Annotated in this window: 24 protein-coding genes and 2 tRNA genes; 10 read left to right on the forward strand and 16 right to left on the reverse strand. The window is 67.4% G+C overall.

The features are described from left to right. Positions 1-26: 26 nt before the first annotated feature. Positions 27-1,727, forward strand: a complete 1,701-nt coding sequence (gene pknB / locus BW982_RS09550; RefSeq protein ID WP_076492667.1) for a Stk1 family PASTA domain-containing Ser/Thr kinase — start codon at positions 27-29, stop codon at positions 1,725-1,727. Here pknB and BW982_RS09555 read toward each other — a convergent pair. From BW982_RS09555 to BW982_RS09560, 3 genes are read right to left on the reverse strand one after another with little or no spacing between them, the layout of a single operon-like run. Further along, positions 1,709-2,350, reverse strand: coding sequence for an anthranilate synthase component II (locus tag BW982_RS09555; protein WP_076492669.1), 642 nt, complete (start codon positions 2,348-2,350; stop codon positions 1,709-1,711). The two genes, pknB and BW982_RS09555, sit on opposite strands and share 19 nt — an antisense overlap. Further along, entirely contained in the window at positions 2,347-2,502 is a 156-nt protein-coding gene (locus tag BW982_RS18230; protein ID WP_175611078.1) for a hypothetical protein, read from the reverse strand. Before BW982_RS18230 ends, BW982_RS09555 begins: the two co-directional genes overlap by 4 nt. Further along, positions 2,502-3,275, reverse strand: a complete 774-nt coding sequence (locus tag BW982_RS09560; RefSeq protein ID WP_076492671.1) for a class E sortase — start codon at positions 3,273-3,275, stop codon at positions 2,502-2,504. The genes BW982_RS18230 and BW982_RS09560 overlap by 1 nt, the downstream gene beginning before the upstream one ends. 54 nt (positions 3,276-3,329) lie before the next feature. Between BW982_RS09560 and BW982_RS09565 the strand changes: the two genes are divergently transcribed. Further along, positions 3,330-3,569 carry a cell division protein CrgA gene (locus BW982_RS09565; protein WP_076492674.1) on the forward strand — a complete coding sequence of 80 codons (240 nt, stop codon included), beginning with the start codon at positions 3,330-3,332 and terminating at the stop codon, positions 3,567-3,569. Positions 3,570-3,629: 60 nt separating this feature from the next. Here the strand turns inward: BW982_RS09565 and BW982_RS09570 are convergent, their stop codons facing one another. Next, entirely contained in the window at positions 3,630-4,559 is a 930-nt protein-coding gene (locus tag BW982_RS09570) for a rhomboid family intramembrane serine protease (protein ID WP_076492676.1), read from the reverse strand. Positions 4,560-4,575: 16 nt separating this feature from the next. Further along, positions 4,576-5,133, reverse strand: a complete 558-nt coding sequence (locus BW982_RS09575) for a peptidylprolyl isomerase (RefSeq protein WP_076492678.1) — start codon at positions 5,131-5,133, stop codon at positions 4,576-4,578. 100 nt (positions 5,134-5,233) lie between these two features. Here BW982_RS09575 and BW982_RS09580 point away from each other — a divergent pair, with 100 nt between their 5' ends. Both BW982_RS09580 and BW982_RS09585 read left to right on the forward strand, forming a co-directional pair. Further along, positions 5,234-5,806, forward strand: coding sequence for a DNA helicase (locus BW982_RS09580; RefSeq protein WP_076492680.1), 573 nt, complete (start codon positions 5,234-5,236; stop codon positions 5,804-5,806). Next, positions 5,803-6,276: an aminoacyl-tRNA deacylase gene (locus BW982_RS09585; protein ID WP_076492683.1), complete on the forward strand. Its 474-nt coding sequence runs from the start codon at positions 5,803-5,805 to the stop codon at positions 6,274-6,276. The genes BW982_RS09580 and BW982_RS09585 overlap by 4 nt, the downstream gene beginning before the upstream one ends. Before the next feature lie 7 nt (positions 6,277-6,283). On the opposite strand, the gene BW982_RS09590 is transcribed toward BW982_RS09585, so the two are convergent. The 10 genes from BW982_RS09590 to dnaA form a co-directional block, all read right to left on the reverse strand. After that, entirely contained in the window at positions 6,284-6,706 is a 423-nt protein-coding gene (locus tag BW982_RS09590; protein ID WP_076492685.1) for an NUDIX hydrolase, read from the reverse strand. Positions 6,707-6,788: 82 nt separating this feature from the next. Beyond that, positions 6,789-6,861: transfer RNA gene (locus BW982_RS09595), tRNA-Ala, on the reverse strand. Positions 6,862-6,875: 14 nt separating this feature from the next. Continuing rightward, a tRNA-Ile gene (locus BW982_RS09600) sits at positions 6,876-6,949 on the reverse strand. A 68-nt stretch (positions 6,950-7,017) separates the two neighbouring features. After that, positions 7,018-7,422, reverse strand: a complete 405-nt coding sequence (locus BW982_RS09605) for a DUF3566 domain-containing protein (RefSeq protein ID WP_076492687.1) — start codon at positions 7,420-7,422, stop codon at positions 7,018-7,020. Further along, a complete protein-coding gene (gene gyrA, locus BW982_RS09610; RefSeq protein ID WP_076492689.1) occupies positions 7,419-10,046 on the reverse strand; it encodes a DNA gyrase subunit A in 2,628 nt (875 codons plus the stop codon). Before gyrA ends, BW982_RS09605 begins: the two co-directional genes overlap by 4 nt. Before the next feature lie 32 nt (positions 10,047-10,078). Then, the gene (gene gyrB, locus BW982_RS09615; RefSeq protein WP_076492691.1) at positions 10,079-12,115 is read right to left on the reverse strand and encodes a DNA topoisomerase (ATP-hydrolyzing) subunit B; all 2,037 of its coding nucleotides are present in this window, start codon (positions 12,113-12,115) and stop codon (positions 10,079-10,081) included. A gap of 119 nt (positions 12,116-12,234) precedes the next feature. After that, on the reverse strand, positions 12,235-12,723 hold the full coding sequence (locus BW982_RS09620) for a DciA family protein (protein ID WP_076492692.1): 489 nt from the start codon (positions 12,721-12,723) through the stop codon (positions 12,235-12,237). Beyond that, a complete protein-coding gene (gene recF / locus BW982_RS09625) occupies positions 12,716-13,867 on the reverse strand; it encodes a DNA replication/repair protein RecF (protein WP_076492694.1) in 1,152 nt (383 codons plus the stop codon). The genes BW982_RS09620 and recF overlap by 8 nt, the downstream gene beginning before the upstream one ends. 48 nt (positions 13,868-13,915) lie before the next feature. Beyond that, positions 13,916-15,067, reverse strand: coding sequence for a DNA polymerase III subunit beta (dnaN, locus tag BW982_RS09630; protein ID WP_076492696.1), 1,152 nt, complete (start codon positions 15,065-15,067; stop codon positions 13,916-13,918). Between the two features lie 449 nt (positions 15,068-15,516). Continuing rightward, on the reverse strand, positions 15,517-16,941 hold the full coding sequence (dnaA, locus tag BW982_RS09635; protein ID WP_076492698.1) for a chromosomal replication initiator protein DnaA: 1,425 nt from the start codon (positions 16,939-16,941) through the stop codon (positions 15,517-15,519). Positions 16,942-17,236: 295 nt separating this feature from the next. Here dnaA and rpmH point away from each other — a divergent pair, with 295 nt between their 5' ends. Genes rpmH through rsmG form a run of 6 tightly spaced genes read left to right on the forward strand, consistent with a single transcriptional unit; the run spans position 17,237 to position 20,310 of the window. Further along, positions 17,237-17,374 carry a 50S ribosomal protein L34 gene (gene rpmH / locus BW982_RS09640; protein WP_076492700.1) on the forward strand — a complete coding sequence of 46 codons (138 nt, stop codon included), beginning with the start codon at positions 17,237-17,239 and terminating at the stop codon, positions 17,372-17,374. An 8-nt stretch (positions 17,375-17,382) separates the two neighbouring features. Further along, positions 17,383-17,721 (forward strand): ribonuclease P protein component, encoded by a 339-nt coding sequence (gene rnpA / locus BW982_RS09645; protein WP_076492703.1) that lies wholly within the window; start codon positions 17,383-17,385, stop codon positions 17,719-17,721. Beyond that, on the forward strand, positions 17,718-18,074 hold the full coding sequence (gene yidD, locus BW982_RS09650) for a membrane protein insertion efficiency factor YidD (protein ID WP_076492705.1): 357 nt from the start codon (positions 17,718-17,720) through the stop codon (positions 18,072-18,074). Before rnpA ends, yidD begins: the two co-directional genes overlap by 4 nt. 3 nt (positions 18,075-18,077) lie before the next feature. Further along, complete coding sequence (yidC, locus tag BW982_RS09655; RefSeq protein WP_076492707.1) at positions 18,078-19,148, forward strand: membrane protein insertase YidC; 1,071 nt, start codon at positions 18,078-18,080, stop codon at positions 19,146-19,148. An 18-nt stretch (positions 19,149-19,166) separates the two neighbouring features. After that, the gene (locus BW982_RS09660; protein ID WP_076492710.1) at positions 19,167-19,670 is read left to right on the forward strand and encodes a Jag family protein; all 504 of its coding nucleotides are present in this window, start codon (positions 19,167-19,169) and stop codon (positions 19,668-19,670) included. A gap of 10 nt (positions 19,671-19,680) precedes the next feature. Continuing rightward, complete coding sequence (gene rsmG, locus BW982_RS09665) at positions 19,681-20,310, forward strand: 16S rRNA (guanine(527)-N(7))-methyltransferase RsmG (RefSeq protein WP_076493631.1); 630 nt, start codon at positions 19,681-19,683, stop codon at positions 20,308-20,310. A 10-nt stretch (positions 20,311-20,320) separates the two neighbouring features. Here rsmG and BW982_RS09670 read toward each other — a convergent pair whose 3' ends face one another. Continuing rightward, positions 20,321-21,073, reverse strand: a complete 753-nt coding sequence (locus BW982_RS09670; protein ID WP_076492713.1) for a LamG domain-containing protein — start codon at positions 21,071-21,073, stop codon at positions 20,321-20,323. Positions 21,074-21,886 lie beyond the last annotated feature (813 nt).

Raw genomic sequence — 21,886 nt, forward strand, 5'->3', positions numbered from 1 at the left:
CCCCCCACCACGCCAGGAGTTTCCCCGTGACCACTGAGACGCGCGTCCTCTCCGGACGCTACCGTGTCGACGACCTCATCGGTCGCGGCGGTATGGCCAGCGTCTACCGCGGCTACGACCAGACGCTCGGGCGGACGGTGGCGATCAAGATCCTCAAGGCCGACCTCGCCGGGGACGCCGCGTTCCGGACGCGGTTCCGTCTCGAGGCTCAGGCGGCCTCGCGCATGGCTCACCCGACCATCGTCCGGGTGTTCGACGCCGGCGAAGACGTCGAGGTGGGCGCCGACGGGCACGAACGTCCCGTGCCCTACATCGTCATGGAGCTGGTCCACGGGCGCCTGCTGAAGGATGTCGTCGCCACCGGTCCCGTCCCCCTTGACGACGCGCTGCGCTACGTCGACGGCATCCTCGAGGCCCTCGAGTACTCGCACCGCGCCGGTGTCGTGCATCGCGACATCAAGCCCGGCAATGTGATGATCACCGACTCGGGCCGCATCAAGGTGATGGACTTCGGTATCGCGCGCGCGGTGTCCGACTCGTCCTCGACCGTCGCGGAGACCACGGCGATCGTCGGCACGGCGGCGTACTTCTCGCCGGAGCAGGCCAAGGGCGAGTCCGTCGACGCGCGCGCCGACCTGTACTCCGCCGGCGTCGTGCTCTACGAACTGCTCACCGGGCGGCCGCCGTTCCGCGGCGACACCCCGGTCGCAGTGGCGTACCAGCACGTGAGTGAGGCCCCCCTCCCACCCAGCGAGATCAACGACGCGGTCCCGCGCGCGCTCGACGCGGTCGTCCTCCGCGCTCTCGCGAAGGACCCGTTCCAGCGTCCGCAGGACGCCGCCGCCTTCCGCGAAGACCTGGATGCCACGATCGAGGGCAAAGAGCCCACGAAACGCCAGATGTCGGCGCTGTCGAACGAGCTGTACGGCCCGAACCCGCGTCAGGCGGCCGAGACCGCGCGCTCGCTCCGCCAGCTGAGCACCGACACCACGATGCGCCGCACGCAGCCGGGTCCGCCGGTCGCGTGGATCTGGGCCGGTGTCGCGGTCCTGGCGGTTCTGCTGGTCTCCGTGCTCCTCTGGGTCATCCAGATCCAGCCGTCCACGGACGTGCCCTCGGCCGGCCGCACGGTCCCGAACGTGGTCGACATGACCTACGACGAGGCCGTCCAGTCGCTCGAGAAGGAAGACCTCACCGCGAAGCGCATCGACGTCGCGGATGCCACGATCGCGGCAGGCAACGTGGTGCGCACGACACCGGGTGCCGACACCTCGGTCGCCGCGGGGCAGGAGATCTCGCTCTACGTCTCCTCGGGGGCCGACACCGCGAAAGTGCCGACGCTCGAGGGGATCACCGAGTCCGAGGCCCGGGCCGCGCTGGAGTCCGCGGGCCTGTCGCTGGGTCTGGTGCAGCGCAAGCCCGACCCCGCCCTCGCCGCCGGTGTCGTGATGACGGCGAGCGTGGCGGCCGGAACCGAGGTCACCAAGGGCACGACCGTCAATCTCGTCGTCGCCAGCGGCACGGTGGTCATCGTCAACTACGAGGGGTACCCCGTCGACGTCGCGAAGCGCGAGCTCGAGTCGGACGAGAAGCAACTGACCGTGCAGACGCAAGAGGATGCCGGCTGCCCGGCGACGTCTCCGTCGCTGGTCAAGACGCAGTCCCTCGCGCCCGGCGAGGTGCCGGTGCACAGCGAGATCACTCTGACCTACTGCACCGGTCCCTGACCCCGTCGAGGGTGCAGGATCCGCCCGCGCACAGCCGCGCCTCGGAGTCCGGCATCCTCGAGCCAGCGGCCGAGCAGGGCGTGACCGCCCTCGGTGAGGACGCTCTCGGGGTGGAACTGCACGCCGGTCAGCGGAGCGTCACGATGGGCGAGGCCCATGATGACCCCCGTCTCGCTGCGGGCGGTCACCATGAGTTCGTCGGGCACCGTGGCCGGGTCGACGGCGAGTGAGTGGTAGCGGGTCGCGCGGAACCCGTCCGGAAGGTCCGCGAAGACACCGTGGCCATCGTGGTGGATGATGCTGGTGATCCCGTGCAGAAGTTCCGGGGCTCGGGTCACCGTTGCGCCGAACGCCGCCGCGAGGGCCTGGTGCCCCAGACACACCCCGAGGAGCGGGATGCCGTTCGCGTGGGCCGCGCGCACGACGTCGATGGACGCGCCGGCGTCCGCGGGGTGCCCGGGACCCGGGGAGACGAGCACGGCCCGGGCATCCTCGACGGAGCCGACGACGTCGGGGGCGGACGCGGCGATCATCGTCACATCGGCGCCGAGTTCCGCCACGTATCCGGCGAGTGTGTGCACGAAGCTGTCGCGGTTGTCCACGACGACGACGCGAAAGCTCACTCGACCGTGACCTCCTGTGGATAGAGGATGTCGCTCACCCACGGGAAGACGTAGAAGAACAGGCCGTAGAGCGCGGCGGCGACCAGCACGAGGACGATGAGCAGACGGACCCACCAGGGTCCGGGCAGCACTCGCCAGAGGGCTCCGTACATCAGGCGGCTCCGGAGGTCAGCGACGCGGGCGGTCCGTCGGCGCGGGGGGTGAACGACTCGAAGACGCCGTAGGCGATCGCGCGCTCCGCCGAGCCGTACCGCGGGCTGCACGTGGTCATCGTGATCAGCTTGTCGGTGGCCTGCACCTCCGGCTGCTGCGGGGTCGGGAGCAGGACCTGGACCCCGTCGGGGCGCACGTACTCGAGATTGCGGAAGCGGTAGGTGTACCAGCCGTCGGGTGTCTCCACGACGACCGCGTCACCGATGCGCAGCGAGGGCAGGTCGGCGAACGGGGCACCGTGGCTGCCGCGGTGGCCGGCGATGGCGAAGTTGCCCTGCTGACCCGGCATCGCGGTGTCGGGGTAATGCCCGATCCCGATGGGGTCGAGGGTGACGGAGGCGCTCACCCCGCCCGCGAGCTTGAACTGGTAATCGGGTCCGAGGCGAGGGACGCGGAGCACGCCGAACACCTCGCCGTTGCCGGGCTGCGCCAGGGCGGGCGGCTCCGTCGCCGCCGCGTCGCCCGGCGAGGTCGAGGGGGCCGGGCTCGTCGGTGCGGCCGCCCACTCGTCGGTGAGGGCACCGGCTTCGCTCTTGAACTGGGCTCCGATGATCGCGTCGCCGATCCACAGCTGCCAGCCCACGAACAGCAGCACGACCACACCGGCCGTCAGCAGCAGATCACCGAGCACGCCGAGGACGGTCACGCGGCGTCGGCGCGGCTTAGGGCGGCGGGCCGAGCGGCGAGTGGGGGGATACTCGACCGTGGACACGAGGCGAGTCTACTTCCGTGGGTGGAGAGTGCCCTGCCCGTTAGACTGGCCCGCATGGCACGTACTGGCAACGGCGAAGACCCGATCGCTGAGCGCAACGAGAACGGTTCCACGCCCAACCCGGTGTGGTTCCTGCCGATCATGATCGGTCTCATGCTCGTCGGCTTGGTATGGGTGCTCGTCTTCTACTTGAGCAACTCGCAGTTCCCCGTGCCCGGCATCGGCGCGTGGAATCTCGTGATCGGTTTCGGGATCGCCTTCGTCGGCTTCCTGATGACCACGCGCTGGCGATAAGCACTCCGACTTACACCCGTGTAATTCATCCCCACCTGTGGATGAGCCTGTGGATAACTTTCAGTAGTAGACCACGACAGGGATCACGAGCAGCGCGAACAGCGCGATCGTGAGCGCGACCAGCAGCCCGATCTGCACCGGACGCTGGCGCAGCAGACGTGTCCGCGCGTAGATCAATCCGACCAGGGCGCCGACGACGAGGCCTCCCAGGTGCGCCTGCCAGGAGATGCCCACGTTGGCGAGTGCGGTCGCGAAGTCACCCGTTCCCAGCGACGAGATGAGAGCGACGACGAACGGCCAGGCGAAGTTGATGCCGATGAGGACGGCGATGACGCGGATGTCGGCGCCGATGTGCCGTCCGATGACCAGCAGCGCACCGAACAGCGCGAAGATCGCTCCCGAGGCGCCGACGACGACCGTGGTGGGGGCGAGAAGCGCCACCGCGACCGACCCTCCGAGTGCACCCAGCAGATAGAGCACGACGAAGCGCCACCGTCCGAGCAGAGGCTCGAGATTGCGGCCGATGAACCACAGAGCCAACATGTTGAGGCCGATGTGGAAGAACCCGGAATGGACGAGAGCGGCGGTGAAGAGGCGCCAGGGCTCGATCGGTCCGAACTGCGGGACGAGGTACGGCGGGTAGAAGGCCAGGGCGTTGCCGATGATGCCGCCCACACCGGGAACGAGGCCGATGACGTAGGCGAGTCCGGTGATCGCGATGATCGTCAGCGTCGCGATCGGTCGACCGCCGGCCACCGCGGCCATCGGAGCCGAGCGCGACCAGCGGCGCTGCGCCTTCTTCTGCGCCGGGGTCGCGGTGGCCCGCTGCTGGGCCATGCATTCCGGGCAGATGACGCCGACGGCGGCGGGGGTCCGACACTCGGGGCATACCGTGCGCAGACACCGCTGGCAGAGCACGAAGCTCTGCCGGTCGGGATGCCGGTAGCAGAAGTTGTCGCTGTTGCGACGGAACTCCTCGGTCGTAGACACCCGCCGCCGCCGAGGGTCAGACGGCGACGACGTCGACCGACTCGAGCACGACGGGCTCGACGGGACGGTCGCCGGCGGCGGTGGGAACTGCGCTGATGGCGTCGACGACCTTCTTCGACGCATCGTCGGCCACCTCGCCGAAGATGGTGTGCTTGCCCTGGAGCCACGGCGTCGGGTCGGTGGTGATGAAGAACTGCGAGCCGTTCGTGCCCTCGGGCTGCCCCGTGATGGCGTTGCGGCGGAGACCCGCGTTGGCCATGGCGAGCTTGTACGGGGCCGAGAAGTCGAGCTCGGGGTGGATCTCGTCGTTGAACGTGTAGCCGGGACCGCCCACGCCCTGACCGAGCGGGTCGCCGCCCTGGATCATGAAGCCGGGGATGATGCGGTGGAACACGACGTTCGAGTAGAGCGGACCCTCGCCCTTGGCGCCCGTGGCCGGGTTGGTCCATTCCTGTGAGCCGTCGGCGAGGCCGACGAAGTTCCGGACGGTCCGGGGAGCGTGGTCTCCGAACAGGTTGACGACGATGTCGCCGTGGTTGGTGTGAAGGGTCGCAACGGCGGTGTGGGAAGCCATGGGTACATTCTCTCAGAGTTATCTGCAAGGGTTCGCGGACGGGGACCCCCGTTCTGGCAAGATGAAACGCGTACATCCCATCGACAGGGAGGATGAAGCCGTGGGCCTCAGCCGCAAGAGCAAGAAGGAACTGCGCAAGCTCCAGAAGCACGCCGCCAAGGTGTGGGAGTCTCAGCAGGTTCTGCTGGGCGAGAGCGGAAAGGTGGCCCGCGAAGCCGGTCGCCAGCTCGGTCGCTTCAGCCGCGAAGACCTCGTTCCCGCCGTGCGCGACGGTTACGACCAGTACGCCGCGCCGTACGTCGACAAGAGCGTGAAGTACACGAACCGCTTCCTCAGCGACAAGGTCATCCCGACGGCCGGTGCCGTCGTGGGTGGGGCGATGTCGGTGTGGGATGCCGCGGGCGACACCCGTGACCGCCTGGCCAAGGGTCGTGGTTTCGAGCTCGACACGCGCAAGTACGCCAAGCGTGCCGAGAAGTACGGCAAGAAGGCGAGCAAGCAGCTCGCCGCCAAGCTCCCGAAGCAGCACGACGGCATCGGAGCCGGTGGCGTCATCGCCATCCTGTTCGGTGTCGCCGCCGCCGTGGGGGTCGCCTACGCCGCGTGGCAGACCCTGCGCGCCGACGACGAGCTGTGGGTGGCCGACGACCCGCTCCGCGCCCCCGACGCGTGAGCGACCCCACCAGCAGAGTCAGAGAGGCCGCGCAGTTGCGCGGCCTCTCTGTCGATGTACGGGAACGGCCGGCGGCCCGCTCGCTCGACGAGGCGGCGGAGCTGCTCGGCATCCATCCGGATGACATCGTGAAGACGCTCGTCGTGAAGCGATCCGACGACACCTTCCTGTTCGCCCTGGTGCCCGGCGACCGGGTCATCTCCTGGCCGAAGCTGCGGGCGGTGGTCGGCGTGAACAAGCTGCGCCTGCCCGAGCCCGAGCTCGCCCTCGCCGCGACCGGGTATGAGCGGGGCACGATCGTGCCGATCGGCAGCTCGACCGACTGGCCGATCTATGCCGACGAGAGCATCGTGGGGCGCCGCATCGCGATGGGCGCGGGAGCGCACGGCTACAGCCTCTTCGTCGAAGCCGACGACCTGATCCGCGCCTACGGCGCCACGGTCGCCGACATCACCGCACCGCGCGACTGACCGGCGGTCACAGCTTCGCCATCCGAAACGCGATGTCGACCAGTTGCACCCGCCGGAGCTTGCGCGCTGCGGGAAGCGAGAACCACTGGGCGCGGTCGGTGGAGCCGCCGACCTCGTAGCTCAGGCGCCCGCCGACGATATGGGCTCGGTAGACGATCCGAAGGGCGTGGAGGGGTCCGTTGGCGTCGTCCGACAGGCGCCTCTCCGCCGCGATGACGCGGGAATGGATGCCGAGAAGCTCGTCGACCACGACGCGGAACCCGGTCTCCTCCCGCACCTCGCGGCGTACGGCGCGTTCGGGGTCCTCACCGTCCTCGAGACCGCCGCCGGGCAATGTCCACGCGGCGCGCCGTCCCTCGATCCAGTGCGCGAGCAGCACGCGGTCGTCGGCGTCGGTGATGACGGCGTACGCGGCGACTCGCATGTCCATTGCGATCACCCTAGCCGCGAGACACGACGACGGAGGGCGGGAAGACGAAGAGTCGGCCGCAGCCGACTCGACGGAGATGATGTGGAGCCTAGGAGATTCGAACTCCTGACATCCTGCTTGCAAAGCAGGCGCTCTACCAGCTGAGCTAAGGCCCCGGGAAGGGAACGGGTGGGGCTACCAGGACTTGAACCTGGGACCTCTTCATTATCAGTGAAGCGCTCTAACCGCCTGAGCTATAGCCCCGTCTCGCTGACGTAACGTCGTCAACCTCGAAGACTTTACCTGAATCCCGAGGTTTTTCCGAATCGGCGTCAGTTGGAGGTGAAGCCCACGAGCAGACCGCCCGTGACCTTGACGGCGAGGTTGTAGATGCCGGCCACGACCGCACCCATGACCGTCACGACGACCAGGTTGAGGATCGCGACGATCGCCGCGAACGCCATGACCTGCGGGAGGCCCACGTACTGCGACAGGGTGGCGCTTCCGTCGGTGAAGCTCGCGAAGAACTCATCCGCGCGACCGATGAGGCCGGTGGCGCTCACCACGAGGTACACGAGGAAGTACGAGACCACGGTGACGATCGCGATCGCCACGGCGGCCAGGAACGAGAGCTTGAGTGCCGACCAGAAGTCGATGTACACCAGGCGCAGACGCACCTGCTTGGCGGACGTCTTCTGGGTCGACTTCTTGGCGAGTTTGTCGGCTACCGTGCTCATGCGTCAGTACTTTCCTCAGGGGTCTCGGAAGAGGAGGCGGTCTCTGCCGCGTCGGGCGCGGCCGGATCGGTGGTCGTCTCCGTCGTCTCGGTCAGGTTCCGCTCGCTGTTCCGGGCGATCGCGATGATGCGATCATCGCCTCCGGCGCGGGCGAACACGACACCCATGGTGTCGCGACCCTTGGCAGGCACCTCGGCCACGGAGGAGCGTACCACCTTGCCGCTGGCAAGAACCACAAGGACCTCGTCGCCCTCCGAGACCATCAGACCGCCCGCCAGAACCCCGCGATCCTCGGTCAGACGGGCCACCTTGATGCCGAGTCCACCGCGGTTCTGCATGCGGTATTCGGTCACTGCCGTGCGCTTGGCGTACCCGCCCTCGGTGACGATGAACACGAACTCGTCATCCTTCGCGACGGATGCCGAGAGCAGGCTGTCGCCGGCGCGGAAGTCCATGCCCTTCACGCCCGACGTCGAGCGGCCCATCGGGCGCAGCGCCCCGTCCGTGGCGGAGAAGCGCAGCGACATCCCGAGTCGGCTGATGAGGAGGATGTCATCGCCCTCGTCGACGAGCAGTGCGCTGACGAGCTCGTCGGGGGTGCCCTGCTCGGCGTCGTCGGCATCGTCGGAGACCTGGCCGCGCAGCTTGATGGCGATCACGCCGCCCTGACGGTTGGTGTCGTACTCGTCGAGCCGGGTCTTCTTGACCAGGCCGTTGCGGGTCGCGAGCACCAGGTAGGTCGCGACCTTGTAATCGCGGATGTCGAGGATCTGCGCGATCTCCTCATCGGGCTGGAGCGCGAGGAGGTTCGCGACGTGCTGGCCCTTGGCATCCCGCCCCGCCTCGGGAACCTCGTACGCCTTCGAGCGGTAGACGCGGCCCTTGTTGGTGAAGAACAGCAGCCAATGGTGGGTCGTCGTGACGAAGAAGTGCTCGACCACGTCGTCGGCGCGCAGCTGCGCGCCCTTCACACCCTTGCCACCGCGGTGCTGCTGACGGTAATTGTCGCTGCGCGTGCGCTTGATGTAGCCGTCACGGGTGACCGTCACGACCATCTCTTCCTCGGCGATCAGGTCTTCGATCGACACGTCGCCGTCGAACCCGTGCAGGATCTCGGTGCGACGGTCGTCGCCGAAGCGGTCGACGATCGCCGTCAGTTCGTCGCGGATGATGGTGCGCTGGCGAGCGGGGGTGGCGAGGATGTCGTTGTAGTCGGCGATGCGCGCTTCGAGCTCCTGCGCCTCGTCGATGATCTTCTGGCGCTCGAGCGCCGCAAGGCGACGCAGCTGCATGTCGAGGATCGCCTGCGCCTGGATGTCGTCGATGTCGAGGAGCTTCTGCAGTCCCTCGTTGGCATCCTGGGCCGTCGGCGACCGGCGGATGAGCGCGATGACCTCGTCGAGCGCGTCGAGCGCCTTGAGGTAGCCGCGCAGGATGTGCATGCGCTCCTCGGCCTTGCGGAGGCGGTAGCACGTGCGGCGGACGATCACCTCGACCTGGTGGTCGATCCAGAGGCTGATGAAGCCGTCGAGCGACAGGGTGCGCGGCACGCCGTCGACGATGGCGAGCATGTTGGCGCCGAAGTTCTCCTGGAGCTGCGTGTGCTTGTAGAGGTTGTTCAGCACGACCTTCGCGACCGCGTCGCGCTTGAGCACGATGACGAGTCGCTGACCGGTGCGACCGGACGTCTCGTCGCGGATGTCGGCGATGCCCGTGATCTTGCCCTCGCGGGCGAGGTCGCCGATCTTGACCGCGACGTTGTCGGGGTTGACCTGGTACGGCAGCTCGGTGATGACCAGGCACGTGCGGCCCTGGATCTCTTCGATGTTGACGACGGCGCGCATCGTGATCGAGCCGCGGCCCGTGCGATACGCGTCCTTGATGCCGCGGGTGCCGAGGATCTGCGCGCGGGTGGGGAAGTCGGGCCCGGGGATGCGCTCCATGAGCGCCTCGAGCAGTTCCTCGCGGGTGGCATCCGGGTTCTCCAGAGCCCACAGGGCGCCGGCGGACACTTCGCGCAGGTTGTGCGGCGGGATGTTGGTCGCCATACCGACGGCGATACCGACCGAGCCGTTGACCAGGAGGTTCGGGAAGCGCGCCGGGAGGACCGTCGGCTCCTGCGTCTGGCCGTCGTAGTTGTCCTCGAAGTCGACGGTCTCCTCTTCGATGTCGCGCACCATCTCGAGCGCGAGCGGAGCCATCTTCGTCTCGGTGTATCGGGGAGCGGCCGCGCCCTGGTTGCCCGGCGAGCCGAAGTTGCCCTGGCCGAGGGCCAGCGGATAGCGCAGCGACCACGGCTGCACGAGACGCACGAGGGCGTCGTAGATGGGGGCGTCACCGTGGGGGTGGTAATGACCCATGACTTCACCGACGACGCGGGCGCACTTCGAGAACGACTTGTCAGGACGGAAACCACCGTCGTACATGCCGTAGATGACGCGGCGGTGCACGGGCTTGAGGCCGTCGCGGACGTCGGGCAGCGCACGACCGACGATGACGCTCATCGCGTAGTCGAGGTAGCTCCGCTGCATCTCGAGCTGGAGGTCGACCTGGTCGATCTTCCCGTGGTTGTGAGCGGCCTCTTCGGGCGCGCCGGCGGGCTCGGGAGTGATGTCGTCAGCCATGGATTCTCAGTTTCGTATCGAGTCGACCGGGATCAGATGTCGAGGAAGCGGACGTCTTTGGCGTTGCGCTGGATGAAGCTGCGCCGAGACTCGACGTCTTCTCCCATGAGCACCGAGAAGATCTCGTCCGCCGAGGCGGCGTCGTCGATCGTGACCTGCTTGAGGGTGCGGGTCTCGGGGTCCATCGTGGTCTCCCACAGCTCGTGGTCGTTCATCTCGCCGAGACCCTTGTAGCGCTGGATGCCGTTGTCCTTCGGGATGCGTCGTCCTGCGGCCTGACCCTCAACGAGCATCGCATCGCGCTCACGGTCGCTGTAGGCGTACTCGTGGGGATGGTTCGACCACTTGAGGCGGTACAGCGGGGGCTGAGCGAGGTAGACGAAGCCCGCCTCGATGAGACCGCGCATGTAGCGGAAGAGCAGGGTGAGCAGCAGCGTCGTGATGTGCTGGCCGTCGACGTCGGCATCCGCCATCAGGACGATCTTGTGGTACCGCGCCTTGGACATGTCGAAGTCTTCGCCGATGCCCGTGCCGAAGGCCTGGATCATCGCCTGGACTTCCTTGTTCCCGAGCGCCCGGTCGAGGCGCGCGCGCTCCACGTTCAGGATCTTGCCGCGCAGCGCCAGGATCGCTTGCGTGTGCGGGTCGCGACCCTGCACCGCGGAGCCGCCGGCGGAGTCACCCTCGACGAGGAAGATCTCGCTGATCGACGGATCTTTCGACGTGCAGTCCTTCAGCTTGTCGGGCATGGCTGCCGACTCGAAGACGCTCTTGCGGCGCGCGGTCTCGCGCGCCTTGCGGGCGGCGAGACGCGCGGTGGCGGCGTCGATCGCCTTGCGGATGATGTTCTTGGCCTGCGCGGGGTTGCGGTCGAACCAGTCGCCGAGCTTGTCACCGACGACCTTCTGCACGAACGCGCGCGCCTCGGTGTTGCCGAGCTTGGTCTTCGTCTGGCCCTCGAACTGCGGCTCGGACAGCTTCACCGAGATGACAGCCGTCAGTCCTTCGCGGATGTCCTCACCCGTGAGGTTGTCGTCTTTCTCCTTGAGGAGGTTGTTCGCCCGCGCGTAGCGGTTGACGAGGGTGGTGAGAGCCGCGCGGAACCCCTCCTCGTGCGTGCCGCCCTCGTGGGTGTTGATCGTGTTGGCGTAGGTGAAGACGTTCTCGGTGTACGCCGTCGTCCACTGCATCGCCAGCTCCAGGGCGATCTTGCGATCGGTGTCCTCGGACTCGACCTCGATGACCTCGTCGTTGACGACGTCCGCCTTGCGCACGCGGTTGAGATGCTCGACGTAGTCGACGAGGCCACGCTCGTAGAGGAACGAATCGTGACGAGCCTCGGTGGTCTCCTCACCCGGCTCGCCCTCGGTGACGACGGCCTGCGGACGCTCGTCGCGCAGGCTGATGCGCAATCCCTTGTTCAGGAACGCCATCTGCTGGAAGCGCGTGCGCAGCGTGTCGTAGTCGAAGTCGACGGTGTCGAAGATCGTGGCATCCGGCCAGAACGTGATCGTCGTGCCGGTCTCGTCGCTCTCCTCGCCCTGCGCGAGCGGGGCCTGGGGCACGCCGCCGTCACGGAACGACTGACGCCACACGTGACCCTGGCGCTTGACCTCGACCTCGAGGCGCGTGGAGAGCGCGTTGACGACGGACGAGCCGACGCCGTGCAGACCACCGGAGACCGCGTAGCCGCCGCCGCCGAACTTTCCGCCGGCGTGGAGCACGGTCAGGACGACCTCGACGGTCGACTTGCCCTCGGTCCGGTGCATGTCGACCGGGATGCCACGGCCGTTGTCGATCACCCGGACGGCGCCGTCGGAGAGGATCGTGACGTCGATCAGATCGCAGTAGCCGGCGAGGGCCTCGTCGACGGAGTTGTCGACGATCTCCTGCACGAGGTGGTGCAGGCCCCGCTCACCGGTCGACCCGATGTACATGCCGGGACGCTTGCGGACGGCCTCGAGACCCTCGAGCACCTGGATGGCGTCTGCCCCGTACTCGTTGGGAACCTTCGCGCTGGTCGTCGTTTCGGGTTCCGCGGAAACGTTGTCGGGGTTTTCGGACGTCATGACTTCGCGAGCTCCAGATCGATTCGTCGGAACCTCCATCCTACCGCGCGAGGCCGCCGAAAGCGGTGTGTACGCCCCTAGGAGGGGAGAAATCGGATCGAACCAGCCCCGACCATGGGCTAGCCGTAGGTATCGCGCGGACCGCGGCCTGGAACGGCTCTCGTCCCCCATTTCCAGGAGGGGACGTCCGGCCCGATGAAGCGGATCGACTCCACCCCCGCCTCGGGGAAGCGCCGGATGATCTCGGAGAGGATGTGCGCGCGCATCAACTGAAGCTGCTTCGCCCACGCCGTGGAGTCCGCCTGGACCGTCAGCGTTCCGGCATCCATGGCCACCGGACGTGTGTGCGCGGCGGTGTCGGCGCCGGCCACGTCGTGCCACGTGCGGACGAGGTCTTCGCGGGCGAGCTGCGGCTCCCAGCCCGCGGATTTCGTCAAGGTGGAGAGCACGTCGCCGAGACCACGGGGATCGCGACCGGGGGTAAAGGGCGCGTTCTCGCCGTCATCGGCCCGCCGACGACGCTTCTTCTTGCGGTACGGCGAGGGCTCGAGGCCGCGCAGCCGCAGGTACGTGGCGATCGTCTCGGGGAGGTCGGGCTCGTCAGTCATCGGCGCCCACGATCCGACCGGCCTCGACACGGACCACGTGCGCGCGCAGACCGTCGGGGACGTCTTCTTCCACGGCGGAGGTGACGATGACCTGCTCGTACCCCGCGACGAGGTCGGCGAGACGGATGCGGCGACCCGCGTCGAGCTCGGCGAACACGTCGTCGAGGATGAGCACCGGGTCTCCGAGGCGCGACTCCGCGCGCAGCAGCTCGGCGGATGCCAGGCGCAGGGCGAGCGCGACCGACCAGGACTCGCCGTGCGAGGCGTATCCCTTCACCGGCAGTCCGCGCACCTCGAGGACGAGGTCGTCGCGATGCGGACCCACGAGCGTCAGGCCCCGCTCGAGCTCCTGGGATCGACGAGCCGCGAGCGCCGCGCGGAACTGCTCTGCGAGCGAACCGGTCGCGCCGGTCTCGGCCGCGGCGTCCCCTTCCTCCGGGTCGCCACCGATGACCGACAGCGCCCAGCGCAGACGGGGGTCGTGGTCGGCGCCCGCGATCGCGGTGTACGCCTCGGCCACGGGAGCGGACAGATCGGATGCCAGGGCCAGCCGCGCCTCGATCACCTCGGTGCCGAGGGCGACCAGCTTGTCGTCCCAGACATCGAGCGTGCCGAGGGCATCGCCGCGGATCCCGCGCGCTCGCGCCGACTTCAGCAGCGCCGTGCGCTGCCGGAGGACACGGTCGTAGTCGGCCAGGACGCCGGCGAGACGCGGCGAACGCTGCACGATGAGCTGATCGGCGAAGCGGCGACGGGCGGACGGATCGCCGCGGACGATCTGCAGGTCTTCCGGGGCGAACAGGACCACCTGGGCGTACCGCGGCAACTCGGCGGTCCGGACGTTCACGCCGTTGACCCGGGCCTTGTTGGACCCCTGCCGATTGAGCTGGAGTTCGAGCAGGATGCTGCGATCACCGTGCGCCAGCCGCGCCCGGACGATCGCGGCATCCGCCCCGTGGCGCACCATGGGTGCGTCGCTCGACACCCGGTGCGACCCCAGTGTCGCGAGATAGGCGACGGCCTCGACCAGGTTGGTCTTGCCCTGACCGTTGCGGCCCACGAAAAGGTTCGCGCCCGCGGAGAGCGACACGTCGGCGGCCGCATAATTGCGGAAATCCGTCAGTCCGAGCTGCTCCACGATCACCGAGTCAGACTACCCGCCGGCCCCGACATGCACCGGGCCGCGTGTCGTTCAGCGCAGGAGCAGGTTGGGCTGCAGCAGGTACTTGAACGAGCCTTCGCCACCCTTGTCGACCGAGGTCTGGGGGGTGATCAGCACCGGGCTCAGCTTGTTCGCGTTGTCGCTCGAGGTGAACGTGATGCGCGTGAACTCGCTGCGGACGGCGCCGAGCGACTCGAGAAGGTACTGGGGGTTCAGACCCAGAGTAACCTCATCGCCGACCAGCGTCGCGTCGACGGATTCGGTCGCACGCGCCTGCTCGGTACCCGAGGCGTCCATCGACACGCCGTCGGGTCCGAACGTGAATCGCAGCGGCGCGGACCGGTCGAGCACGAGCGCGACACGACGCACGGCCTCGGCGAGCTCGGCGGTGTTCACGACGCTGTGGTGCTCGGTCTGGGCGGGGAAGAGCCGACGCACGGGCGGGAAGTTGCCCTTGATCAGCAGCGAGGTCACCGTCTTGTTGCCTGACGAGAAGGCGATGATCTCGCGGTCGCCCGAGCCGGAGAACGCGATCGAGATGTCGCCGCCGTGCGCGAAGGTCTTCCCGACCTCCTGCAGGGTGCGCGCCGGCACGAGGGCGGCGGTGGGCTCGTCGGACGCCGCAGCCCCGCCGTCCCACGGGATCTCCCGCAGCGCGACACGGTACCGGTCGGTCGCCACGAGGCTCAGCTGCGTGCCGGTCACCTCGAGCTGCACGCCCGTGAGGACCGGGGTGACGTCGTCTCGCGACGCGGCGAACGCCACCTGCGCGATCGCCGTCGCGAAGTCGTCGGCCGGAACGAGCCCGGACTCACCGGTGACCTCGGGGATCGCCGGGTACTCCTGCACGGGCATGGATGCGAGCGTGAACCGCGCGGATCCGCAGGTGAGGAGGATCCCGCCGTCGTCATCGACCGCGATCTGGATCGGCGCATTCGGGAGGCGGCTGGCGATGTCGGAGAGGAGACGTCCGTGGACCAGGATCGTGCCCGGCTCGTCGACGGTGGCCTCGATCGTGGTGCGTGCCGACGCTTCGTAGTCGAACGCCGCGAGGGTCAGACCCTGCTCGCCGGCTTCGATCAGGACGCCCGCCAGGATCGGCTGCGGGTTGCGCTGCGGCAGGAGCTTGACCACGAACGAAACGGCTTCGCTGAAGACATCGCGATTGACGTGAAACTTCACGGGCGCTCCCTTGACGGCGGTCTGGCTTACCCATGCTAGTGCCCGACCGCGTCGGCACACGTCGCCCCGCGTTCGCACGGCAAGGTCATCGAATCTCTGTTAACCGATCTATGGATTCTTCATCTTGTTAACAGCTGTGGAGAGTGTGGATAACTCTCGCGATGCGTGTGAACAGAAGGGAACTACACGGCTGTGACCTGTGGAAGCCCTGCGGACAGCCTGGGCAGTTAACACGATCGGCTCGTCGTCGGTTCGCCGGTTCCTCCACAGGTCTCCGCGTGTCGTTCACATGTCTTCCGCAGAGATTTGGAGTTATCCACAGGTTTTCCACACTGTGTAGAACCGACTGAAAGTACTTTGCGAGAGGCTCCCTGCGGCCCGTCGACGACCGAGAACGACGAAGGGGTTCGCCCGCGGATGCGGACGAACCCCTCGGTTCAGATGGGCGCTCAGCGCATGCGGCCCAACTGGGTGGTGATCTCGGAGACCTGGTTGTAGATCGAGCGACGCTCCTTCATGAGATCGCTGATCTTCTTGTAGGCGTACATCACCGTCGTGTGATCGCGGTTGCCGAACAGCTGACCGATCTTCGGCAAGGAGAGACTCGTCCGCTCGCGGCAGAGATACATGGCGATCTGCCGTGCCGTCGCCACGGCCTGAGACCGACTCGATCCGTACAGGTCGTCGACCGACAGCTTGAAGTACTGTGCGGTCGCGGTGATGATGTCGGTCGGTGAGACGACATTCGCGTCATCCTGATCGATGATGTCCCGCAGCACGGTCTGTGCCAGCGACATGTCGAGCGTCGAGCGGTTCAGGCTCGCGAAAGCGGACACGCGGATGAGCGCACCCTCAAGTTCACGGATGTTCGACGAGACGACGGTCGCGATGTACTCGAGGACGTCGTCGGGGATGAGCAGCCGTTCGCTCTGCGCCTTCTTGCGAAGGATCGCGATACGGGTCTCGAGGTCGGGTGCCTGGACGTCGGTGATGAGACCCCACTCGAAGCGACTGCGCATGCGGTCCTCGAAGCCGGTCAGCTGCTTCGGGGGCAGGTCGCTGGTGATCACGACCTGCTTGTCGTGGTCGTGCAGGGTGTTGAAGGTGTGGAAGAACGCTTCCTGCGTCTCGGCCCGTCCCTGCAGGAACTGGATGTCGTCGATCAACAGGATGTCGACGTCGCGATACCGGGCCTGGAAAGCCGAGCCGCGGTTGTTCGCGATCGAGTTGATGAAGTCGTTCGTGAACTCCTCGCTCGAGACGTACCGCACCCGGATGCCGGCGTACATGCTCGCCGCGTAGTCGCCGATCGCGTGGAGGAGGTGGGTCTTGCCGAGCCCCGAATCGCCGTAGATGAACAGCGGGTTGTAGGCCTTGGCCGGCGCCTCGGCGACGGCGACCGCGGCGGCGTGCGCGAAGCGGTTGGACTGGCCGATGACGAAATTGTCGAAGGTGTACTTCGGGTTCAGACGCGTGTCGTTGCGGGATGCCGGAACGATGGGGGCGGGGGCCTGCTCCGGCATGGGCGACGGATTGCCGGCCGCGGGGATCGGGTCGGGGCGATCTTCGACCGGGGGCGCGGAACGGTGGGACTCGATGAGGTCGGGGTTCACGACCACGCGGAAGTTGCTGACCTCCGGGTCGACGCCCTGCACCTGAGTGAGCGCCTCGAGGATCGGAGCGCGCATGCGCTTGTTCATCTGCGCGGCGGTCAGGTCGTTCGGCACGTCCAGGTAGAGGGTGCCGCCCATGACGCCCTGCGGCACGGCCAGGTTGAGGAAGCCGTGGAGCTGCGGCGTGACGCGGTCGTCGGTGAGGAGATGGTCGAGCACGGCGGACCAGACGGGAACATCCGGTACTTGGTGCAATGACATATCCCCTCCGGGATCTCGGCGCGCGACTGTCGACGTGCATCGCGCCGAACCTGTGGATAACTTCCGGGGACACGCTAGTTCGCGGTCCGCACGGAGCCAAATCAACTGTAGAACGCGCTCGCGTGTCTTTGCCACGGGTGTGGATGACGCTTGGGGATAATGAGCGGTCGGCCTCTCGGTTTGAGTTAACGTCGCGCGAGACGTAGCCTTAGTCGGTTGACTTATGCCTACACGGCAGTCCCGACCACGTCCCCCGGCAGAAGAGCATCGGGTGACATCACCTCCGGAGTGACCCATGAGCAAGCGCACCTTCCAGCCCAACAACCGCCGCCGCGCCAAGAAGCACGGCTTCCGCGCCCGCATGCGCACGCGCGCCGGCCGCAGCATCCTGGCGGCGCGTCGCGCCAAGGGCCGCACCGAGCTCTCGGCCTGACCCACCCAGTGCTCGCGAAGCCGAACCGACTCACCCGCGGATCGGATTACAAAGCCACCGTCCGTCGGGGCTCTCGGTGTGCCGGAACGCACACCGTGACCTACGTCGGCGGCGTGCCGGACGAAGGTCCCGCGCGGTTCGGCTTCATCGTGAGCCGTCAGGTCGGCTCCGCCGTCACACGCAACACCGTTCGCCGCCGTCTCAAGGCGGTGTGCGCCGAGGCGCTCCCGCACGTTCGCGGGGGCGCCTCGGTCGTCATCCGTGCGCTCCCCTCAGCGGCCACGGTCGACTACGCGGATCTCCGCGCCGATGTCGTCCGGTGCCTGCAACGCAAGGCTGCCGCATGAGCACGTCGACACTTCCCACGTCGTCCACCGGTGTCGGCCACCTCGAGTGGACCACGGTCGCGGCATCCGTTCCGCTCCTCCCCCGCAACGCCGGTCTCGCTCTTCTGCACGCCTACCGCGCGACGATCTCGCACGTCTACGGCGACGTGTGCAAGTACTACCCGTCCTGCTCCGCCTATTCGGTGGGCGCCGTGCAGCAGCACGGACTCGTGAAGGGCATCGCGTTCACCGCTGCCCGCCTCGCCCGGTGCCATCCCTGGGCACAGGGAGGCATCGACGACGTCCGTCCTCACCGCGCCTTCCGCCACGAACTCACTCCGCACGGCTTCGTCGTGCCCTCCCGAAAGGACTGATCCGTGCCGGATCTCATTGGAATCGTCCTCTGGCCCCTGAAATGGGCCGTCGAGCTCGTGCTGGTCGGCTGGCATGCGCTGTTCACCGCGATCGGGCTCGCTCCCGCCGCGGGTCTGACCTGGGTGCTGTCCATCATCGGGCTCGTCCTGATCGTCCGTGCTGCGCTGATCCCGCTCTTCGTGAAGCAGATCAAGAGCCAGCGCAAGATGATGGAGATCGCTCCGGAACTGCGCAAGGTGCAGGAGAAGTACCGGGGCAAGAAGGATCAGCTCTCCCGCGAGGCCATGAGTCGCGAGACCATGGCGCTGTACAAGAAGCACGGCACGACCCCGGTCTCCAGCTGCCTGCCGCTCCTCGTTCAGATGCCGATCTTCTTCGCGCTGTTCAGCGTACTGAACGACGTGTCCAAGCACGCGGCGCTCGGGCAGGGCGGTGTGGGTCTCCTCACCCCCGAGCTCACGACCGAGTTCTACGACGCGAAGCTCTTCGACGTGGCATCCATGCACGTCAACCTGGTCACCGCGTGGGGACAGCCCGACGGCCAGTTCACCGTCGCGATCCTGCTGACGCTCGTCGTCCTCATGATCGGCTCGCAGTTCTTCACGCAGCTGCAGATCATCTCGAAGAACCTGTCGCCCGAGGCCAAGACCGGTCAGGCGTACCAGATGCAGAAGATCATGCTCTACATCCTGCCGCTGGCCTTCATCTTCTCGGGTGTCTTCTTCCCGCTCGGTGTCGTCATCTACTGGTTCGTCAGCAACCTGTGGACGATGGTGCAGCAGTTCGTCGTGATCCGTGAGATGCCCACTCCGGGCTCGGATGCCGCGAAGGCCCGTGAGGAGCGACTGGCACGCAAGGGCAAGGCGATCGACTCGAGCGGCAAGGTCGTTCCGATCGAGAAGTACGAAGCCGAACAGCAGCGCCTGTTCGAGGAGGCCGAGCGCGCGCGTGCCGCCCAGCCCAAGCGTCAGCAGCCCGTCGGCAAGCAGCGCGCCAAGAAGCAGCAGTCCGCGAAGCCTTCCGGAACCCCGCCGCGGACGCCCGCGAAGCCCGGAACCGACTCCCCCTCCTGAGCACTTGGAGACCATGAGATGACGACGTCCGAGCAGATCGCGACCGAGCACACCACCGCCACCGAGGAGCAGCTGGAACAGGAAGGCGACGTCGCCGCCGACTTCCTCGAGGGTCTCCTCGACATCGCCGACATCGACGGTGATCTCGCCCTCGATGTCCGCGCCGGCCGCGCGTACGTCTCCGTCGAGGCCGAGGACGCCTCTGCGCTGTCGACGATCTCGCACCCCGACACCGTGCAGGCTCTGCAGGAACTGACCCGTCTGGCGGTGCAGAACTCGACCGGTCGGTTCTCGCGGCTGATCCTCGACATCGGCGGCTCCCGCGATGCGCGCCAGCGTCAGCTGGAGACCCTCGTCGACCGAGCCATCCAGCGCCTGGACGAGGGTGCCTCGCAGGCGTCATTGCCGGCGATGTCGAGCTACGAGCGCAAGCTTGTCCACGACATCGCCGCGGACCGCGGGTATTCGTCCGAATCGTTCGGTGAGGGCGCTGACCGGCACACCGTGCTGCGTCGCGGCTGATCCGCTCGACGTGGGCAACGAACTCGAAGCGGAACCGGATGCCGCTGTCGCGGTGTTCGGCGACCGCATCGATCTCGCACGTCGGTTCACGAGCGCTCTCGCCGCTCACGGTGAGGAGCGGGGGCTGATCGGGCCGCTCGAGGTGCCCCGACTCTGGACCCGGCACATCCTGAACAGCGCGGTGGCTGCGCCGTTCTTCACAGGACGTGTGGCGGACGTGGGGTCCGGAGCCGGGCTCCCCGGTCTCGTCCTCGCGATCGCACGCCCGGACGTGGATTTCACGCTGATCGAGCCCATGGAGCGACGCACGATCTGGCTCAGCGAGCAGGTTGCGGACCTCGGGCTCGAGAACGTCACCGTGGAGCGTCTCCGCGCCGAGGAGTGGGCGAAGGGGCGCGTCTTCGACGTCGTCACCGCCCGTGCCGTCAGCGCGCTGAAGACGCTCATCCCCTGGACCGCTCCTCTCGCGCGAGTCGGTGGAAGACTCGCCTACCTGAAGGGGGCGAACGTTGCCGCCGAAATCGACGCGGCCGCGAAGCAGGTTCGTCGGTTCGGTGTGACGGACATCGAGGTCCATGTCGTGGGTGAGGGTGTGGTCGACGAGCCGACGCGCGTATTGACCGCAACGGTGACACGCTAGTAATTCCCATTCAATGGGATTTCATGGACCACGCCTTCACGTGATGCACCGTCGCTGCTTTCGGGTACGTGCCGCTGCCGGATGACATCTCGAACACGTCGATCAGGAGCATCTGGGGATATGCCGGCGCCTGATCGAACTCGGCGACGACGCGACCTTCCAGCCCGATGATCGTCACTCCCCCACCCCATTCGACCGTCCAGGTGAGGGGGCGTCCGGCATCGTGCGGAACGGACGTCGTGATCACGTCGGTGCGCAGGCGGTCGTCGTGGTGGGCCTTGATGCCGCAGCGCACGTACGTGATATCGCCGATGGCATCCGCGTCGATCTCCGCGACGCAGATCTCGCCCGAGTCACGCGGGTCGTCGTGCTCGATGCCGACGAGCCAGATGGCCGTCATGCAGTCGGGATCCGTGCTCGCGCTCAGGGTGACATCGATCCGACCGGCTGTCGGCACGTAACGCAGGCTGAGCGGGGTCGGCGTGCGGACCTCCAGTCCGTCGGGACGGTGACGGTGTGTTCCGACGTGTGAGCCGAGCCCGCCCGAATAGGTCGCCGTCTGAAGGTTGGAGACGCGCAGTGGTGCGTCCTCAGGGCGCCAGTCGGGTTGGTCCTCCTCGATCCGGAGTTCGAGACCGTCCGGGACCGATCTCACTCGCGCCGCAGATCTCGCGGGTGTCGTCCAGTGGGGCAGGTAGTGCGGAACCCACACTTCGCCGAGTGTCTCGCTCGAGAAGTCGTCGTCGATGTCGGGTGTTTGCATCGGTTCCTGCGGCAGTGGGTCTCCGTACGTTCGCGGCATGAGGACAGTCTGCCGTGAGGCTCCGACAGCGGCCGCGTCGTGCGCTGCGCTCGTCAGATGTGTAGAGAGGGAGTGTCGGGTGCGGTTTCGCGCCACGGATGCCGGATCCGGACCGCGCGTCGCCGTCGGCAGGCGGTCCGGTGTCCCCGCGTGAGGGGTCGCCGCCGCCGGCTGGGATCACCGTGCGCACTCGCACGGCTCGCGTCTCCTGCGGCGAAGGCGGCGTGGCGCGCTGTGACCGATGAAGTGTCCCTGACTCCACGCCACGCCTCGATCACTTCACGCTGAGCGTGGTCGCCGATGTCGGGTCGGCGTCTCGGATAGAGGTCTTCGGTAACGGCGGTCGTCGGGCCGTCTGGTCAGTGCCCCACGTGCGGCTCGTTTCACGTGAAACATCACGGTATGACCGTGGCGTGTGGCGCGATGGGCCGCGAGACGAAGTCCCTGTGCGGATCCGGTCGACGTTCGTGCCGTCGAGGCGTCTCGACTCCACTCCCCCGGTCCGCATGGCGGCCCGCCATTGTGGCTCCCCGAGTGAGGTTCTTGCGACTGACTGGCGCCAGGTCGGCGGCAAGTGATCTATTGACGGTGCCCGAGTGGCGCTGGACGTCGGACGTCCCGAGTCGCTCTGTTTCACGTGAAACAGCGGTGTCGGAAGTGGCCCGTGTTCCCCTCGGCTATGGCCGGCCCGGATGCCGGCGAGGACCGGTGGATCGACTGGAGCCGATCCCCGATGCATAAGACGTGACACTGCGAGGCGAGACGGTGCGTGTC

The sequence above is a fragment of the Microbacterium sp. RURRCA19A genome, from assembly GCF_900156455.1.
GTDB lineage: Bacteria > Actinomycetota > Actinomycetes > Actinomycetales > Microbacteriaceae > Microbacterium.

Bases quoted from the DNA above. Each gene is read 5' to 3' on its own strand.
- BW982_RS18230 (WP_175611078.1), bottom strand. From the start codon at position 2,502: ATGTACGGAGCCCTCTGGCGAGTGCTGCCCGGACCCTGGTGGGTCCGT.
- BW982_RS09565 (WP_076492674.1), top strand. From the start codon at position 3,330: ATGGCACGTACTGGCAACGGCGAAGACCCGATCGCTGAGCGCAACGAG.
- BW982_RS09575 (WP_076492678.1), bottom strand. From the start codon at position 5,133: ATGGCTTCCCACACCGCCGTTGCGACCCTTCACACCAACCACGGCGAC.
- BW982_RS09590 (WP_076492685.1), bottom strand. From the start codon at position 6,706: ATGGACATGCGAGTCGCCGCGTACGCCGTCATCACCGACGCCGACGAC.
- BW982_RS09605 (WP_076492687.1), bottom strand. From the start codon at position 7,422: ATGAGCACGGTAGCCGACAAACTCGCCAAGAAGTCGACCCAGAAGACG.
- gyrA (WP_076492689.1), bottom strand. From the start codon at position 10,046: ATGGCTGACGACATCACTCCCGAGCCCGCCGGCGCGCCCGAAGAGGCC.
- gyrB (WP_076492691.1), bottom strand. From the start codon at position 12,115: ATGACGTCCGAAAACCCCGACAACGTTTCCGCGGAACCCGAAACGACG.
- BW982_RS09620 (WP_076492692.1), bottom strand. From the start codon at position 12,723: ATGACTGACGAGCCCGACCTCCCCGAGACGATCGCCACGTACCTGCGG.
- dnaA (WP_076492698.1), bottom strand. From the start codon at position 16,941: ATGTCATTGCACCAAGTACCGGATGTTCCCGTCTGGTCCGCCGTGCTC.
- rpmH (WP_076492700.1), top strand. From the start codon at position 17,237: ATGAGCAAGCGCACCTTCCAGCCCAACAACCGCCGCCGCGCCAAGAAG.
- yidD (WP_076492705.1), top strand. From the start codon at position 17,718: ATGAGCACGTCGACACTTCCCACGTCGTCCACCGGTGTCGGCCACCTC.
- BW982_RS09660 (WP_076492710.1), top strand. From the start codon at position 19,167: ATGACGACGTCCGAGCAGATCGCGACCGAGCACACCACCGCCACCGAG.
- BW982_RS09670 (WP_076492713.1), bottom strand. From the start codon at position 21,073: ATGCAAACACCCGACATCGACGACGACTTCTCGAGCGAGACACTCGGC.